This window comes from Ferruginibacter albus, from assembly GCF_020042285.1.
GTDB classification, from domain to species: Bacteria; Bacteroidota; Bacteroidia; order Chitinophagales; family Chitinophagaceae; genus Ferruginibacter; species Ferruginibacter albus.
In genome coordinates, this window is sequence record NZ_CP083388.1 from 1,511,212 (window position 1) to 1,526,367 (window position 15,156).

The 15,156-nt window shown below is 37.0% G+C and carries 19 protein-coding genes; 4 read left to right on the top strand and 15 right to left on the bottom strand.

Features of this window, described 5'->3' with window-relative positions; genetic code table 11:
* Positions 1-83 precede the first annotated feature (83 nt).
* Positions 84-338, top strand: a complete 255-nt coding sequence (locus tag K9M53_RS06705; protein WP_224018856.1) for a hypothetical protein — start codon at positions 84-86, stop codon at positions 336-338.
* A gap of 101 nt (positions 339-439) precedes the next feature.
* On the opposite strand, the gene K9M53_RS06710 is transcribed toward K9M53_RS06705, so the two are convergent.
* Positions 440-1,921: an NAD(P)H-hydrate dehydratase gene (locus K9M53_RS06710; RefSeq protein ID WP_224018857.1), complete on the bottom strand. Its 1,482-nt coding sequence runs from the start codon at positions 1,919-1,921 to the stop codon at positions 440-442.
* 45 nt (positions 1,922-1,966) lie between these two features.
* Here K9M53_RS06710 and K9M53_RS06715 point away from each other — a divergent pair, with 45 nt between their 5' ends.
* The 3 genes from K9M53_RS06715 (at position 1,967) to K9M53_RS06725 (ending at position 3,287) form a co-directional block, all read left to right on the top strand.
* A complete protein-coding gene (locus K9M53_RS06715; RefSeq protein WP_224018858.1) occupies positions 1,967-2,239 on the top strand; it encodes a hypothetical protein in 273 nt (90 codons plus the stop codon).
* 126 nt (positions 2,240-2,365) lie between these two features.
* On the top strand, positions 2,366-2,755 hold the full coding sequence (locus tag K9M53_RS06720) for a hypothetical protein (RefSeq protein ID WP_224018859.1): 390 nt from the start codon (positions 2,366-2,368) through the stop codon (positions 2,753-2,755).
* Between the two features lie 82 nt (positions 2,756-2,837).
* Positions 2,838-3,287, top strand: coding sequence for a hypothetical protein (locus tag K9M53_RS06725; RefSeq protein WP_224018860.1), 450 nt, complete (start codon positions 2,838-2,840; stop codon positions 3,285-3,287).
* A gap of 13 nt (positions 3,288-3,300) precedes the next feature.
* On the opposite strand, the gene K9M53_RS06730 is transcribed toward K9M53_RS06725, so the two are convergent.
* The 14 genes from K9M53_RS06730 to K9M53_RS06795 all read right to left on the bottom strand — a co-directional run bounded on the left by K9M53_RS06730 (position 3,301) and on the right by K9M53_RS06795 (position 15,102).
* Positions 3,301-3,711, bottom strand: a complete 411-nt coding sequence (locus tag K9M53_RS06730) for a DUF1398 domain-containing protein (RefSeq protein WP_224018861.1) — start codon at positions 3,709-3,711, stop codon at positions 3,301-3,303.
* A 76-nt stretch (positions 3,712-3,787) separates the two neighbouring features.
* On the bottom strand, positions 3,788-4,552 hold the full coding sequence (locus K9M53_RS06735; protein ID WP_224018862.1) for a response regulator transcription factor: 765 nt from the start codon (positions 4,550-4,552) through the stop codon (positions 3,788-3,790).
* 11 nt (positions 4,553-4,563) lie between these two features.
* Positions 4,564-5,034, bottom strand: a complete 471-nt coding sequence (locus K9M53_RS06740) for a hypothetical protein (protein ID WP_224018863.1) — start codon at positions 5,032-5,034, stop codon at positions 4,564-4,566.
* Positions 5,035-5,125: 91 nt separating this feature from the next.
* A complete protein-coding gene (locus tag K9M53_RS06745; protein WP_224018864.1) occupies positions 5,126-5,773 on the bottom strand; it encodes a DUF4919 domain-containing protein in 648 nt (215 codons plus the stop codon).
* Positions 5,774-5,823: 50 nt separating this feature from the next.
* Positions 5,824-6,399 (bottom strand): dihydrofolate reductase family protein, encoded by a 576-nt coding sequence (locus K9M53_RS06750; protein ID WP_224018865.1) that lies wholly within the window; start codon positions 6,397-6,399, stop codon positions 5,824-5,826.
* An 84-nt stretch (positions 6,400-6,483) separates the two neighbouring features.
* On the bottom strand, positions 6,484-7,038 hold the full coding sequence (locus K9M53_RS06755; RefSeq protein WP_224018866.1) for a dihydrofolate reductase family protein: 555 nt from the start codon (positions 7,036-7,038) through the stop codon (positions 6,484-6,486).
* 68 nt (positions 7,039-7,106) lie between these two features.
* On the bottom strand, positions 7,107-7,472 hold the full coding sequence (locus tag K9M53_RS16200) for an HNH endonuclease (protein WP_390687621.1): 366 nt from the start codon (positions 7,470-7,472) through the stop codon (positions 7,107-7,109).
* Positions 7,473-7,688: 216 nt separating this feature from the next.
* On the bottom strand, positions 7,689-8,276 hold the full coding sequence (locus tag K9M53_RS06765) for a hypothetical protein (protein WP_224018867.1): 588 nt from the start codon (positions 8,274-8,276) through the stop codon (positions 7,689-7,691).
* A 183-nt stretch (positions 8,277-8,459) separates the two neighbouring features.
* Positions 8,460-9,233, bottom strand: a complete 774-nt coding sequence (locus K9M53_RS06770; protein WP_224018868.1) for an SDR family NAD(P)-dependent oxidoreductase — start codon at positions 9,231-9,233, stop codon at positions 8,460-8,462.
* A gap of 15 nt (positions 9,234-9,248) precedes the next feature.
* Positions 9,249-10,064 carry a phytanoyl-CoA dioxygenase family protein gene (locus K9M53_RS06775; protein ID WP_224018869.1) on the bottom strand — a complete coding sequence of 272 codons (816 nt, stop codon included), beginning with the start codon at positions 10,062-10,064 and terminating at the stop codon, positions 9,249-9,251.
* Positions 10,065-10,152: 88 nt separating this feature from the next.
* Positions 10,153-10,812, bottom strand: coding sequence for a sphingomyelin synthase family protein (locus K9M53_RS06780; RefSeq protein WP_224018870.1), 660 nt, complete (start codon positions 10,810-10,812; stop codon positions 10,153-10,155).
* 178 nt (positions 10,813-10,990) lie between these two features.
* Entirely contained in the window at positions 10,991-12,904 is a 1,914-nt protein-coding gene (locus K9M53_RS06785; RefSeq protein ID WP_224018871.1) for an OstA-like protein, read from the bottom strand.
* 58 nt (positions 12,905-12,962) lie between these two features.
* Entirely contained in the window at positions 12,963-13,964 is a 1,002-nt protein-coding gene (locus tag K9M53_RS06790) for an MlaD family protein (protein ID WP_224018872.1), read from the bottom strand.
* 154 nt (positions 13,965-14,118) lie between these two features.
* On the bottom strand, positions 14,119-15,102 hold the full coding sequence (locus K9M53_RS06795; RefSeq protein ID WP_224018873.1) for an N-acetylmuramoyl-L-alanine amidase family protein: 984 nt from the start codon (positions 15,100-15,102) through the stop codon (positions 14,119-14,121).
* Positions 15,103-15,156 lie beyond the last annotated feature (54 nt).

A 15,156-nucleotide genomic window follows, 5' to 3' on the forward strand; every position in this document is an offset into this window, starting at 1 on the left:
TGCTGTTAACAAGCGCTTTACAAAAACTAACGTTCTTTTATAGAAACCATCTTATAACTTTAGGATAACTAAAAACCTAGTATATGAAAAAGATTTTAATTGCATTATTGTTGTTTATCGGAGTTACCATGGGAGCATCGGCACAAACAACCCCTACTAAAACAACAACAACAGCTACACACACTAAAAAAGACGGAACGCCAGACAAAAGATTCAAAGAAAATAAAGGAACTAAAGCAGCAACCACTGCCGGACCAACAAAAAAAGACGGTACTCCTGATATGCGTTACAAATCGAACAACGCCAGTGCAGGAAAGGCTGCCAAGAAAAAAAGTTAGTTGTTAAAACCTAAACAATACAACGATAAAAGCGCTTCTGAATAAGAGGCGTTTTTTATTTTATTTCACGCAAGGAAGCAAAGGATACAAAGGCGCAACGTTTAAATGGCAGTCTTGATCTTTTTATAAGCGAAGCTAAGATGCTGTATAATATCGCCTGCGATCATACTTTCTTCGGAAAGAGCATCAGCGGCAACATCACCTGCCAGTCCATGTAAGTAAACTCCTAAGATGCAGGCATTCTCTTCAGAATAGTTTTGCGCTAACAAGCCGGTTATTATTCCTGTGAATACATCGCCGCTGCCGGCAGTAGCCATACCGGGGTTTCCTGTTGTATTAATAAAAACTTTTTGCGTAGGTGTTACAACAAAACTATAATGACCTTTTAATACAATGTAGCAATTTAAGGCACTTGCTTTTTTTACTGCTAATTCCAGTTGTTCAAAATTGTTATTGGTTTTGCCAAACAATTTTTCAAACTCGCCGGTATGAGGGGTTAAAATGGCAGCACGTTTTCTTTTCGACAATAATTCCGGGAACTCCGCCAATATGGTAAGCGCTGTTGCATCTATCACCAGTCCGCCGGAATAATTTAATAAGATATCCTGTACTAACTGTTTGTTTTGTTCAGTTATTTCCAAGCCCGGACCAATAGCAATTACATTTTTCTTGTTCCACACATCCGGGGTATTATCGGTAGTTGTAATTGCTTCGGGTATTGTAATGTTGATGCTTGCTTTAGTTGTTTCAATACAATGAACGGTTACTAACCCTGCTCCGCTTCTTAAGCAGGCTTTAGTGCATAAGATAGCTGCGCCCATCATGTTGGTGCTGCCCACATATAATAATGCATGACCATAATTATACTTGTGTGAGAATTTTCTTCTGGGCTGGTAAATGGTAGCTATTTGTTTGTTGTCAATAGTAGCGTAAGGGGAGGCTGTTTGTTGATAATAATTATTATCTAAGCCGATATCCAGTACATGTACATTGCCTGTGTAATTTCCATTCTCTGCCATAAAGAATGCCAGCTTACTGATCTGAAACGTGAGCGTATGTGCTGCACACATAACTGTATTGTTTACCGAAGATGCATCTGCAAACAACCCGCCTGGCACATCAATGCTGATGATGGTTACATTGGACTGGTTGATGTGTTGTACTAATTCAGCCGCTAAACCTTGCAAAGGCTTATTTAAACCTGTGCCGAAAAGCGCATCAATAACAATATCCTTTTTTGATATTTCGGGAAAGGTTTCTTTTGCAGAGATGAACTGCGGATGAATAGCTGTTAGTCTTTCTAAATTGATAGTAAAGTCATTGCTTCTTTTTTCGCCCGGTAATATGTATACCTTAACCTTTGCAGTTGACTCCTGTAATTTTCTTGCTATTACCAATCCATCGCCACCGTTATTGCCGGAGCCGCAAAAAATTATAAAAGAGGAGGAGGTTGGATAGTTGTTAAGCAACCATTCTACACATTTACCTCCTGCTCTTTCCATCAGGTCAATAGATGCTATTGGTTCCTGTGCAATAGTATAATTGTCCCATTCTTTTATTTGGTTGGCGGAGAATATTTTCACAATTAAAGTTACTGAATATAGGAGAGAGGATAAGAATAGGGTGTTGTGGCTGGCTGTTTTGTTTTTGCCGGAGGTTATATACTTATTGCAGCAGCAAACATTCACATTGCCGACGTTTACTTCCTTTTTACAGGAGCAAACATTCTTATTGCGGGTGCTTACTTTCTTTTTACAGGAGGTTACTTTCTTATTACCGGCTTAAACATTCCCTTTACAGGGGGTAACTTTCTCTTTGCCGAAGCAAACATTCTTATTGCCGACGCTTACATTCTCATTGCCGAGGGTTACTTTCTTATTTTCCACCGGTTGCATTGTTAAATCCGACGAAATTTTGTTAAAGAGATGGGTATATCGAAATTGCAGATGGTAGTTTTATGGCTGTTGTTGGTCAGGTGACCAACAATGGCAAAGCCTTTTTATTAAATTTAGGTATTAGTACAATTTATGACAGAAGTTGAAATTTTTAATATAATTGATTCCTCGATTGACGCCTTCATAAAAAAACAACATCTTACTAAAATTAAAGTTTCTAAGAAGGCTCATAGTGATTGGATTACTTTTAATTGGCGGCAACTAACTTGGGCGAATAATGATATTGAATATTTAATTGAAATTTTTCCGAATTTCATTGATGAGCAAATATCCTCATGGACATTCTATACTGCTGCATACTATGATTTAAATGGCAAAAGGTATTATTTGAATAAATATTTTGCACAAGAAACTACATTAGACTTTATTGGAGGAAATATTACTGGTCTTTTGTCGGATAGCTTTAAATACATTATCGGCATTGAAAGAAAAAATATACCTTTTAAAGTAGTTTTATCTTGAGTATGTTGCCACACAGATATAGTTACCTCAGGCGACCCAACAATGATGAATAGTATAATCTTCGATTTATTACATTTGGGATATGAAAATAATATTATCCATCCTCGCAGGAACAATTATTTTGCTTTCTTGTTCCAAAAGCAATTTTAATAGTCCTGCTTTAGGAACTATTACAACCAATGTTGATGGTGTGCCTGTTACATCATTTAATGGAACAGGAGTTTTTGGAGGATCTATCACAACTGGATTTAATATTAGCTCCGATTTATTTTATATAAAAGGATTAAGCTCTGTCCCTACTACTAATGTCTCTTATCCTGTATTTATTACATACCTCCAAACACAAAATCAAGATACCACTATCTATAAAACAATAACTGATACTGCCAGTGCTGTATTTACATCAATAGATGGTAGTAGTGGAATAGTTAGGGGAACATTTAGTGGTACAGTAGCAGATAGTTCAGCCATCCCTATAACTCATGTTATTACTAATGGGCAATTTTATTTAAAAGTAGAATTTACACCTTAACAGAACAAGGTCTTTAACGAATAGTTATCTTCAGGCAATCGTCTATCTCTTCTACCAAAATCTCATTACCTGCTTTATCATAATAAGTGCAGGTCATTTTATCTATTGAAACAGCCCATTTTTCAATTCCCAATTTGGCACAGATGCGGCAAAAAGCCGGATAATCGGTTTTCCCTTGCTGATGTTCTTTCAGGTCACTCTTGAACTGTTCCGCATTGACTATTGCTGCAATTACCAAAGCATCATACCCGGCTGTTGAGGAGGTGTGGTGGTCATTGGCGCCGGAATAGTCCGTATGCCCATCTGTTACAAAGGTTTCATACCGGGTAACACCTAATTTCTTAATGTCTTGAATATATGCAGGGAAATCAGCCCCTGATCTTACTTTACTATGAGCTGCTTTAATTTGTTCTACTGTAAACATTGTTTTTGATTTTTACTGTTTTGATACTGTAAAAGTAGAACCACGCAAAATGCTGTAATTGTAAAAAATCGTTTTCTTACAAAAAACGCCTGAATGTTTCGGGAGTATCGCCGGTATATTGCTTAAAATCTTTAATGAAATGAGCCTGGTCAAAAAAGTTATTCTCGTAACAAATTTCAGTTAGGGATTTGATCTTATTCAGATCGTTTAGTACAGAATGAAAGCGGACGATAGAAGCAAATTTCTTGGGTGTTGTTCCTACTAATTTTCTAAACCTTTTTTCAAAAGGACTTTGGCTGATGAATAGCTTTTCATTCAGGTCTTTGATCTTTATTGCGCCTTTTGAATCATAAATAAGCTTAACGGCTTCTATAATAAGCTTATCGCTTTGAATATCTTTTAATTGAGATAAGAAGAATCGTTCGACCATATGGATGCGTTGACCATCTGTTTTAGCAAGCGCCAGTTTTTCTTCTGCTTCCTTTACTTTATTTTTATCGAAAATGTTCTCAAGCGAAACACTTTGATCAAACAGCTCGTTAACAGGCAAGGAAGAAAAATGAGTTAAACCAATTTCAGTGAAGTAAACCAACACCGTTCCGGTATCATTTGAATTTTTGAATATTTTAAGACTGTCTGAAATGCCGGTTATGCCCGATGCTGCCAGAACTGTTTCTTTGTCGTTAATAAGAGTTGCTAACCGCCCACGGTATTGAAAACCTATTACCAAATTGGTAGAAGGGAAAACCTTGTAACTATTTTCCACGTTGCTTTCAGAGATCGCAAAATATTTAATGTAAGGCTTTAAGATGTCTGTCGGTATGATCTTATTAAACTTCATTGTTGCTTTTGTTATTGTCCCTCTAATTCTCTTTCAATATCATTTCTTAAACTATTAAAATAAACCGGGAAAAAGATACTGGTGTAGACCAATCCGGTTATTACCAGGAGAATGAATACAACAAGTCCTATAATAAATGGAAATATGGTAAACTCGGAATTCAATAAAGAAAATAAGATAATGACTGCTGCTATAATACCGGCAGATTTGAATAACCTTGTTGATGTTGCCCGGAGGTAAACGCCAAATTCATCCTCTTCATCAACAATTGTAATTTGCCCTTGGGAAAAACCTGAAAATTTGTTGGAGAACTTATTTAATACAAAACGGAAAGTGTCGTTTGTGAAATCAATTGTATCGGCGTTTGATGAAATGTTGCTTACACTTTGTTCTTTCAGCGCTCTTTTATAAAGATTGATCAAGTCGCTTATTGTTGCGCCCGGGATTTGTTCTTTTATAAAATAGGTAGAAGCTTTGAACATGGCGAAGGGTTATTTTACAAGGGAGCAATTAAACCAGCACCTGATAAAAGCAAAAGGCTAAATAGGAAAAGATATTTCATTGAAAGATATTTTATTTTTCAAGTAATTTTCTTTCCTGTTCAAAAACCTTGTTTGCTTCAAAATAGTAGGTTTTTGTTTTGCCGTCTTCTGTCACGTCCATTTTATCGCAGGTGTTTTTACCACCGCTGCTTATGCTTTGTTGCTGTAACCTGTCTCCCAACATGTTTAAGATAAAGTATTCCTCTTCAATTTGCGTAACGTGCCAGCCTGTTTCGCAGGTGTTGCCATCTCCACTGCGTGTAATAGAACGAAGCAATCCAAATTCAATGTCGTGGTATTTTTTTTGATTTATGGTATCCCCTAAAATTTTGTAGGTCTGTTGTAGATATTTGTGTGCAAACATGCTTGTATAGTCAATGCTTAACATAGATCTTGTTTCGTTAATAACATCCCGGTAATTCTTGCTTTTAATGGCGGTATACACTAGCTCTTTCAAACTATCATAAGCTGTTCCTTTTTGGCTGAACTGTTTGCTTTCTAAAAAGCTGTGCCTGAAATCGGTGTAGTCAATAGCAAGGTCTCCGTTTTCAAGCTGCTTTACATATTTCGAATACTTGTCGTCAAAAGTTGGGACTTTGATTTTGATGTCCTGCCCAAAACTTAGGGTAGCTGTAGTGTGCAGGATAATTACCAGTAAAAGTGGTTTTAAATTTTTCATTTTTTGTACGTGTTGTCTATGTTTGAATGGGGGCTAATATGAGCTATTCTTTAGCTATTACCATCTACCACATAATTCAATTCCGTTACTCCTGAAGTAAATGACCGGGTGTTCAACAGCTTTAGTTTTGTTTTGTCTTTGATGCCGGCAAACAATGAAATGCCTTGTCCCAGGATGATCGGGTTGACAAATAGCCAGTAGCCGTCAATCAGGTTCAATTGCATTAATGAATGTGTTGCTGTGGGGCTACCAAAAAGAAGGATATCACCACCTGGCTGTTGTTTTATTTCATTTATCTGATCGGCAAGATTGTCGCTGATGATTTTTGTATTAGGCAGGCTTATAGCTTTCATTGATCTTGATAAAACAACCTTCTGAATTTTATTATACCACTGCGAATGTTCTATGTCGTGCTTGCTTGCATTTGGCTTATCTCCCGCGGTAGGCCAGTAATTTTCCATCATCTGGTAAGTAAGCCGCCCGTATAAAGCCGTATCGCCCTGGCTTATCCGCTTACCTATATGATCAAAGAGCTCTTCATCCACTTTGATCCAGTTCATTTCTCCGTTTGGTCCTGCTACAAAGCCGTCAAGCGATATGTGCATAAAGGAAAATATTTTTCTCATGTGATTGTGTTTTTATTGTTGTTTATTGATTGTTGCTACGTTTTGTCTTCTTACAAAAAATAGTATTGTTAAAACGCTAAGATCTTACCTTTTACCTGCTGCTTCATAATAAAGAACTATTGCACCCGAACCAAAGGTTTTTGTTTTTAAAAGTGTAAGTAATTTTTTACCGGTTATATTTTTAAATAAAGTTAATCCATTTCCTAAAATAACCGGGTGAATACAAAGCTGGTATTCCTCTATTAAGTCTAACTCCGTCATAGCTGCAATTAAACCGGGACTGCCAATTAAAATGTCTTTACTTTCTTTTTGCTGCAGTTCTAAAACTTCTTCTTTAATATCCTTGGTTGCCAGTCTTGCAGTTTCCCAATCAAGGCTTTTGATTGTATGTGAAAAAACAACTTTGGGTATTTTGTCGATTGTTCCGGCAAAGTCGTCCAGTGCTTTATTACCTGTTGGATCTTTTACTATCGTTTGCCAATATTGCATAAGCTGGTAAGTAACCCTTCCATATAGAAGAGCACCAGCGTTGCTTATCAGTTCGCTGTAATGTTCATGCAACTCATCATCAGCAATTCCTGCAGTATGATCGCAAAAACCATCGAGTGTCATGTTGATTGCGGCAATTATTTTTCCCATAGTTTTAATGTTTAGTGGTTTGAAGTGCAATGTTAGTGAGAACAGGAATCAAGGTTGGGAGGCTTTTGTTATTTTAAAAGATGTTTATTATTATGACAAGGTTTACAGATCGAGACAAGCCATTCGATTGGTTCTTTCCCAATATTCTTTGCATATTTCTTGTGATGGACTTGAGTAGCACGTTCACCACAATATACACAACGCCAATTGTCTCGTTTAAGCACTATATAACGCTTCCGTTTCCATGCATCTGACTTAAGATATACCTCTCTATAATAGTCTCGGCGACTTTTAAATTGTCGCATTAATGTGTCTGATAGAAATTCATTGTCTTTGTTATAGTTGGAATGACGTTTTTGATTCATTCCGCCTTTAGCAAGATTTACTATCGAGACAATTACTGCAAGAATTACTAAAAGTAAAATTGCAATCATTAGCTTTTTAGTTTGTTATATTTTTTTCCTCTTTTAAGAGAATGACACTAAATACACGGCTTTTTATTGACGTAATTCTATTGAATAATCCTAATATAATACGATTTATGCAATCGTCATAATTTCAAACAAACTGGATAGAAGTATACTGTAGAAGTTAGCTCTAACAAATCAGAAGTTGTTGGTCAGACGACCAACAACGGCGGAGAAATAATCCTAATCAGTTTTGTCGCCCGGCTTAATAAATTTATGAATCACTTTATTTATGTCTGCCATTTTTGTGATTTGCGATTTCACTCTTTCTTCAAGGTTAGAAAAAGTTTCATTTCCATTTAAAACTTTTGAGGTGTATTCAAAGGGATATAATGATAACATCGTTCCTTCTTTATCATACTTTAATGTCATTGATCTTAATGGGAATTCCGGATTCTTATCCTTAAATAATTTGAAGGAATAATTTTCAATCAAATAGGCACTAAAAGCATATGCTAAAAACATCGCTGCTTGAGCTTCCTCAAGTCGAAATGCTTTGCAATAGAGTATAAAACCAAATCCATCCTGATCGAGCTGGTCTAAATTTATTGGATGATTGATCGGGTCTTCGATCTTTTTTATGATTTTATTATCAATGAAATAGCTTTCAATCATTTTAAGGCAACCTTCTACCATTTTAGGGTCTATATTTTCTTCTTCATATCGGTTGTCAAAGTGAGCATTGGTATATATTCCCCTAACATTGATTTTTTCTTTTTCGGGTTCTACAACTTTTTTCTTTGAGCCAAATAATTTTTTTAAGAAACTCATAATAATTGATTTCGTTTTAATCTATTCAATAAAGATGCAATACTTTATACTGACAGCGAGTTACTACTATTTATTTTTTTATAACCTTTGGGTTAGTATCACACAAAACAAAATTCTGCACATATGTCGTGCAAAAAGTCTAACAATGATAAATAGAAAATAAAAGATTGCAAAACCAAAACCTTACTTATAAATCTTCGAAGCAGTACTCTCTGTAATACTTTTAGGAGCTAACCAGGCAAGAAAAGCAGCGAGCTTATTTACAAAGCCTGTTACCACTTCTCTTTTGCGGGCAAACATGGCTTTAACTGCAGCAACGGCAACTTGCTGTGGAGGTACATGAAATTTTTCGGCAGCTTTAGCCGCTTTTTCGGTGAGCTGAGCACGGTTGGGAAAATCGGTATCGGTAGGACCGGGGCTTACACAGGTAACAGAAACAGAACTTCCTTTTAACTCGTGCGATAGACCGCGGCTGAAATACAATACAAACACTTTAGTAGCAGCATACAAACTTAAATAAGGCACGGCTTGATATGCAGCAGAGCTGGCTATGTTTAAAATATATGCTTTAGGCTGTTGCTTTAACATCGGCAAAAAAGTATGACACATCTGCGTAGTAGTGATCATATTCAATTGCAACATGTTGGTGTTGGATTGCAGGGTATGACTTTCAAATAAGCCGCTTAAACCATAGCCTGCATTGTTCACCAATATATGTATCGTGTATTTTTTTGCCTTGCACCAATCCAGCACAAAGGATGCTGCATGTGGTAAGGAAAGGTCGGTAGCTAAATAATCAACCTCAACGCCGTAATTTCTTTTTATTTCGGTGGTAGTTATCTGCAGCTCAGCTTCTGTACGGGCAACCAGTAAGATGTTGATCTTCTTCTTTGCCAGTTCAATAGCAATTGCTTTTCCAATTCCTTTACTTCCGCCTGTGATAAGTGCGTAACTCATAAAAGGCGAGAAGGATTAGTTTTGAATTTTGCTTGCCAATTTGTGATAGAAAGGAGTCTTGCTGTTTTCGTGCTTTGGTCTGAATTTACCTGTTACTACAGGCACATACATTACACGTCTGCGGCTTCTTTCGCCAAAATGCGGAGATTGTTGTGCACGGTGCCACATACGTCCATCGTGTACAGTAAGGTCGCCGGCTTCAATATCCAATCCTACTTCTTTAGGATCAGGATTGTTATCAACGAAGTATTTTTTACCAAACATCAGTTTTAAGAAACCTTGTTTGTGTGTGCCGGGCAATACTCTTAATCCGCCTTCTTCGTAAGAGCAATCATCTAAGTGAATACCTACGTTCAGCATCGGCATAATCTTTTGACCAAGGAACAAGTCTCTTGGGCTATCGGTATGCCATCCCATTTGGGTGAATTTGCTGTTGGGAGTGCGTATGTAAGAGTTAAGAATTAAGCCGTCTTTTTCTTCCTGTGCAATACGACCTTCGTAAGGAGTTAAGAATTGCGTTACCAATTGTAAACGAGGGTTCTCTAACAATTCTTTTAAAGGAGTGCTGTATTTGTTTAAAAAACAAAAGCGCTGGATCATTTTGTTCCCGCTTTCATCTTTACCGAATTTTAAAGGAATACCGTTTATTTTCTCCACACCTTCTGCCAACCATTCCTTTTCTATACGACTGATCTCGCTTAAATAAAGCGAAACCGTTTCTTTCGGTAAAAAATTCTTAAAATGTATAAAACCATTTTCACTAAAAAATTTCAATTGCTCCTCTGTCAGCACATCTGCTAGTCTAAATGGTTCTTTGGTCAGTTTACTCATACCTGTTTTTTTTGCCGTCGAAAGATAACTTTAAAATAACGCCCGCAAATTTAATCTTTCGTAGCAACTTTTAAAGTAAAACTTTGGGTTAATAATGGTTAATTGAATTATTTGGGCTCGAAAATATCCATTTTTTACTAATTATTAATGAAAGAAATGCAAAAAATGGCGCTGCGATTACATCAATGGTATAGTGTACATGCTGTATGAGCACTAAAATTCCCACCAGTAGGGCAGTTCCAAGCGAAAAATATTTATCCAGCCGTTGTTGAAAACTTAAACAAAATAAGAAAAGTGTGGATGTGTGCCCCGAAAAGAACAGGTCTTTGGTTATAAATTTTTTGCCATATAACATATTGCTAATGGGGTCGATCAAAGGAATTAGTCCTTTTGGCGCATCCAATGGCACAAAATACAAGGTTAAATACCTCAATATGCAAAGCACACAGTAGGCATTTACAAAAGTCAAGAAAAATAACGGTTGTTTTACTGCCCTGATAATTGCCAGCAGGGTAGTGCTCCAGATAAACAGGAATATAGGAACAGATACGTCTGTAGGAGGGATAGCATTTAAAACCACATCGTTTAACGTAGCACCGGATCTTCTTTCCAGGTATTGAAAAAAGGCTGGGTAGCCTGAAAAAAGGATCGTCAGCAAAAGAACACTGATGAGTATTTTTTTGCGGAATAATTTATCCTGCCATGCTGTTGCCCAACAATAATTGGGCTTTATTGCAATTGAATTCATTCCTGATGTATAAAACAAGCCATTTTAATAGCAAATAGCAAGCCGCAAAAATAAGGATTATTAGGCTGCAAAGCGTTAACAGTGAGTTACTCTATGGAGTATATCCTCTTAAATTTAAGGTTTTTTTACCCCCGCAGTCTATGGGTCTTTGGAAACTCTCTTTAAATGGATTCGAGTTTTACTCGAATAATTCCAGCTTGTTTTTAGGACGACGTTCATCCCACCATTTAAAACCCGGCAAAAACTTTTGATCTGTAGGGATCTGCTTAAGCGGGTATAATGTGCCATCTACATCATTAATGAATTTTACCTTGTTCACTTCCCTGTTTATGAAAAATACATCGATCAGGTCGCCCTTGCTTCGGTTCATGCCGATATAGGAACTGTCATCGTTCTGAGGAAAATAAATGCTTTCTGCAGGAGAGCCTTTTACCCGTAGATAATCCAGTCCGCCATTTTTAAAATAACCTGTCATGGTGGTGCCTGCCATTTGATTGTATAAATGCGGATCAGGTTGATTGATCATCATGGCAGATTCAAACACCCGAAGCATATCCGCCTTTTTGTTTTTGGTATAAAGAAAAATGGTATCCCCGGATATCTGTGATTGATGCGAAAAAACCAATGGATCGTAAAACAAACGGAATACAGAATCTTCAGCAGAGTAGAAGAGACTGTCGCAAACGGATTGTAAAGAATCGTTGAATATCCGCACATGATGAAAGGCAAGGAAATAACGTAATGAAGTATCAGCGCCTGCATTTATAACGGTAGGTTTTTTTAGTGTGTCGATGGACGTTAGTGACAGACTATCTTGCTTTTCTTTGATTGTTAAAGTGGTATCCCTGAATGTGGTGTCGGCAGCTATTTTTTTTGCAGAATCTATTGCTTTTGAAGCTGCTAAAACTAATGAGTCAACCATTGTTTTCATTGAATCTGCAATTTGTGCGGAATCATTTTTAGGTAATAAGGAGTCAACGGTTGTTTGCGCAGAGTCTTTTATAGCGGTTGTTAAGCTGTCTGTTTTCTTTTTAAAAGAAAATTTATTGCCTAAGGATAATTTTGCTGGCGGTTGTTTTATTACTGTGTTAGTATCTGTTGCTGCTGTAACAATGGTATCTCGTTTTTTCAACCCCGAGAAGAGTGTATCTGCGGCAATAAAAGTACTATCGTTCTTTTCACCTACAAATATTAATACCGGTTTCCTGGTAGCAAGGACAGTGTTTGTTTTTTGATTTGAAAAGATCTGCCCGCCAATAATTGTATAACCGTTCACACTATCTTTAACTACGGCATTGCCTTCCAACTGAAAGATGCCTGAGGCTTGATCGTAAGCACTCTGGTCTGAAATATAAATACGGCTACTGTCTTTAATAATGGTTCTTTTACCAAAAAAGGCACTCCCTGTTTTCAGATCGTAAGTTCCCTCGCTTGTGTAGATATTGCCGCCTTTCTGCGCTTTAATATAGGTTTGGGTTATAAAGGTGGTGATCTGCGTTTCTGTATTGTATAATAAGCTATCTGTAATGATCTCATGTGTAGGATCAACCAGGTGAACATTATTTTTAAAGTAAACATCCTTTGTATCGGCGTAGTAGGTGCCGTTTTCACTGGTGAGGGTTGTTTTGCCGTTTATAACTTTACCACCGTTCGTATAGTCGCCGATGTTAGTCTTAAGATCGTATTTTAATGATTGGGTATAAAGCGTTCCTTTATTTTGAACAAGCTTTACATTGTTATCCAGCCATGCGATCCTGTCGTTGCCCACATAGCGTAAATGTTGCGCATAGGTATTGATACTGTCGTTTTGATTGATGTGTACATTACCAAAAGCTTCTAATACGTTTGTATGATGATTGATAACAGCACTGTCGCAAATAAAAAGTGTGCCCCTTTCTTTTAAGATCACATTGCCCGCAATAGTTTCAATTACAAAACCGGAATCGATTGTTTTTTGGCGTAAGCTTTTACCTTGTATGATCTGAATGATCCTTGTGGTATCATCTTGCGCAGCGGGAGCTTGTGCAGCAGTCCTGTTACAGATGATCAACAGTAAGAATAAAGAAACTGTATGTGCAGCAATTAATTTCAACTGGATAATTTTAGCCGGTGCAATTTCTTCATTTATTTGTTAAGAAAAGCCTTTAAGACTAATGCGTATAAGGCGCATTTACTGTATCGGGCAGTGGTACTGCCAAAGGTTCGCTTTTATCTTTTTTGCCAAATACAGAAATGCTTACGTAGCGTTTAGGATGAACTCTTATATCATCCAGCAATAAATTTATTTTATTAGCAGTTGCGTTCAGGTTATTATACAAAGAGGCATTGTTCAAAAACTTTCCTGCTGTACCGCTTTCGCTGCTCAATTGTGTTTTTAGCTGGTCTATTGTTCCGTTCAATGTAGTCAATGTTTTTTGCAGATCTAAATTGGCAAGGTTAGCGGTTGTTTTATTTACGTTGGTCAATGTTTGTTCAATCTGGTCGTTATTTTTAGCCAATGTACCCGTAACCGAGCTTAGATTGTTCATTGTTTTTCCAACAGCACCTGTTTGTGGATCCAGCATGTTTTGCAAGGATGCAGAAGAAATAGCAAGATTAGCGGTAGTCTTGTTCAAGTTAAGCATAGTGCCTTTAATGGCTTCTTTTGCATTGTCATCCAATAAGCCGTTCACATTGCGTAAAACACTGTCCAGGGAGCCTACTGCCTTTTTTACCTCTATCAATACAGGATCTATTTTTTGAAAAGCTTCATCAATAGTGCCCATGGTTGCTTTGGTAAGAATGGTATCCCCGTTTTTATATAAGGCGCTATTGTTTCCTAGTTTGATATCCATGGAGGTAGTTCCTAAAATTGATGGAACAATGGTTACAACAGAGTTATCAGGGATATCCAGGGTTTGATTTAATGTCATTGTTACCACAATTCTTCTCATGTCTCTTCCGCCATCGGTTGCAGTAACAGTACCTACCTGCTTACCATTTATCGTAATAGGGTTACTGTTAGCCAGGCCTTGTATATTATCGAACACGGCATAAAAATGTTCATTTTTGCCGGTGAAGCTTTTCCCTTTCAAAAAATTAAAACCCAATATTAATAATACGATAGAGATACAGGTAAGTGCGCCTATTTTCGTTTCGTTAGATATTTTCATTCGTCAGTTGTAAAGTTTAATCATCAAAAATAACGGAAAAGGATGAATAGTTTATAGTCTGCAGACCATAGTTATGGTCCATAGTCGATAGATGTAATCTATTTCTTATGGTAAGCGCTAAACAATATTCAGTCCAAAATAATAAATAATGGAATTAATTGGGTTTGGTTGTTTGTTGTGTACTGTTAGAAGTATCCACTACAGGTTTAGGATTTTCAATAGATTCTTTATAACGTTTAATCGCTTTTGCAATGCTCTCTGCTATTTCCTGCTGCCCTTTTTCGCTGTTCAAATAGCGTTCATCGTCATGATTGGTGATAAAGCCGGTTTCAACCAGGATAGCAGGCATATTGGTAGCCTGTAACACCCAAATACCTTTTTGACGTTGGTTGATACCTAATGCAGGTCTGTCGGTATTGGCAATTTCTTCATTTACATATTGCGCTAACATAATGCTTCTTTTCTGAAAACGATTTGCATATATCTGTGCAATGGTTCTGTATTCAGGAGAACTAAAGTCAATGCTGTTTTCTGTACTGTCATTGCCCTGATCAATTTCAAAATCAGTATTGTTCATAACAGCTTTTAATTTTTCATCGGTCTTATGCGCAGCAAATATCCAAACGCTGGTACCTTCCTGCGGGCATCCTATTTTATAATATTCATACACCGGCACTACTACATTCTTTGATTTGATCATTTTCTTTTTCTTCTTTCCTTTACCCACATAATAAGTAGTATGTTTTATTTCGATACGAGTACCTATTTGTCGCCTGCCGGTTTTTAATGCTACGGCATCTGCGTGTATGCAAACAAACAGGTCGCCTTTATTGTCATTCGCTATTTGTGCTTTTTCTTTTACAGGCTGATAGATGTCTGTTGTACGGGTAGGTATTGTTTTTACATCAGGCAGATCTTTTTGCAGGATCGCCACCAGCTTATTGCTGATAGCAAGTGTTACGTTTTTTTCCCATGAATTTAAGCCACCTTCATAAGCGCCATGTGCGCCGCCGTCTTCGCCGCCATGCCCGGCATCAACAATAATGGTTCTTAATTTTTTTGCAGTTTGGGAGAAACTATGAAGAGAAAGAAAAACAAATGGCAATACAATTACAAGGGATATTTTGTTTTTCAACATATAAATGGTTTTTTATGGGCGTTAGTAATTATCAGTTCATTCACAGTTTGTTGT

Excerpts from the sequence above, each read along its gene's own strand:
- K9M53_RS06705 (WP_224018856.1), top strand. The coding sequence starts at position 84 with ATGAAAAAGATTTTAATTGCATTATTGTTGTTTATCGGAGTTACCATG.
- K9M53_RS06720 (WP_224018859.1), top strand. The coding sequence starts at position 2,366 with ATGACAGAAGTTGAAATTTTTAATATAATTGATTCCTCGATTGACGCC.
- K9M53_RS06725 (WP_224018860.1), top strand. The coding sequence starts at position 2,838 with ATGAAAATAATATTATCCATCCTCGCAGGAACAATTATTTTGCTTTCT.
- K9M53_RS06730 (WP_224018861.1), bottom strand. The coding sequence starts at position 3,711 with ATGTTTACAGTAGAACAAATTAAAGCAGCTCATAGTAAAGTAAGATCA.
- K9M53_RS06735 (WP_224018862.1), bottom strand. The coding sequence starts at position 4,552 with ATGAAGTTTAATAAGATCATACCGACAGACATCTTAAAGCCTTACATT.
- K9M53_RS06740 (WP_224018863.1), bottom strand. The coding sequence starts at position 5,034 with ATGTTCAAAGCTTCTACCTATTTTATAAAAGAACAAATCCCGGGCGCA.
- K9M53_RS06745 (WP_224018864.1), bottom strand. The coding sequence starts at position 5,773 with ATGAAAAATTTAAAACCACTTTTACTGGTAATTATCCTGCACACTACA.
- K9M53_RS06750 (WP_224018865.1), bottom strand. The coding sequence starts at position 6,399 with ATGAGAAAAATATTTTCCTTTATGCACATATCGCTTGACGGCTTTGTA.
- K9M53_RS06755 (WP_224018866.1), bottom strand. The coding sequence starts at position 7,038 with ATGGGAAAAATAATTGCCGCAATCAACATGACACTCGATGGTTTTTGC.
- K9M53_RS16200 (WP_390687621.1), bottom strand. The coding sequence starts at position 7,472 with ATGATTGCAATTTTACTTTTAGTAATTCTTGCAGTAATTGTCTCGATA.
- K9M53_RS06765 (WP_224018867.1), bottom strand. The coding sequence starts at position 8,276 with ATGAGTTTCTTAAAAAAATTATTTGGCTCAAAGAAAAAAGTTGTAGAA.
- K9M53_RS06770 (WP_224018868.1), bottom strand. The coding sequence starts at position 9,233 with ATGAGTTACGCACTTATCACAGGCGGAAGTAAAGGAATTGGAAAAGCA.
- K9M53_RS06775 (WP_224018869.1), bottom strand. The coding sequence starts at position 10,064 with ATGAGTAAACTGACCAAAGAACCATTTAGACTAGCAGATGTGCTGACA.
- K9M53_RS06780 (WP_224018870.1), bottom strand. The coding sequence starts at position 10,812 with ATGAATTCAATTGCAATAAAGCCCAATTATTGTTGGGCAACAGCATGG.
- K9M53_RS06790 (WP_224018872.1), bottom strand. The coding sequence starts at position 13,964 with ATGAAAATATCTAACGAAACGAAAATAGGCGCACTTACCTGTATCTCT.
- K9M53_RS06795 (WP_224018873.1), bottom strand. The coding sequence starts at position 15,102 with ATGTTGAAAAACAAAATATCCCTTGTAATTGTATTGCCATTTGTTTTT.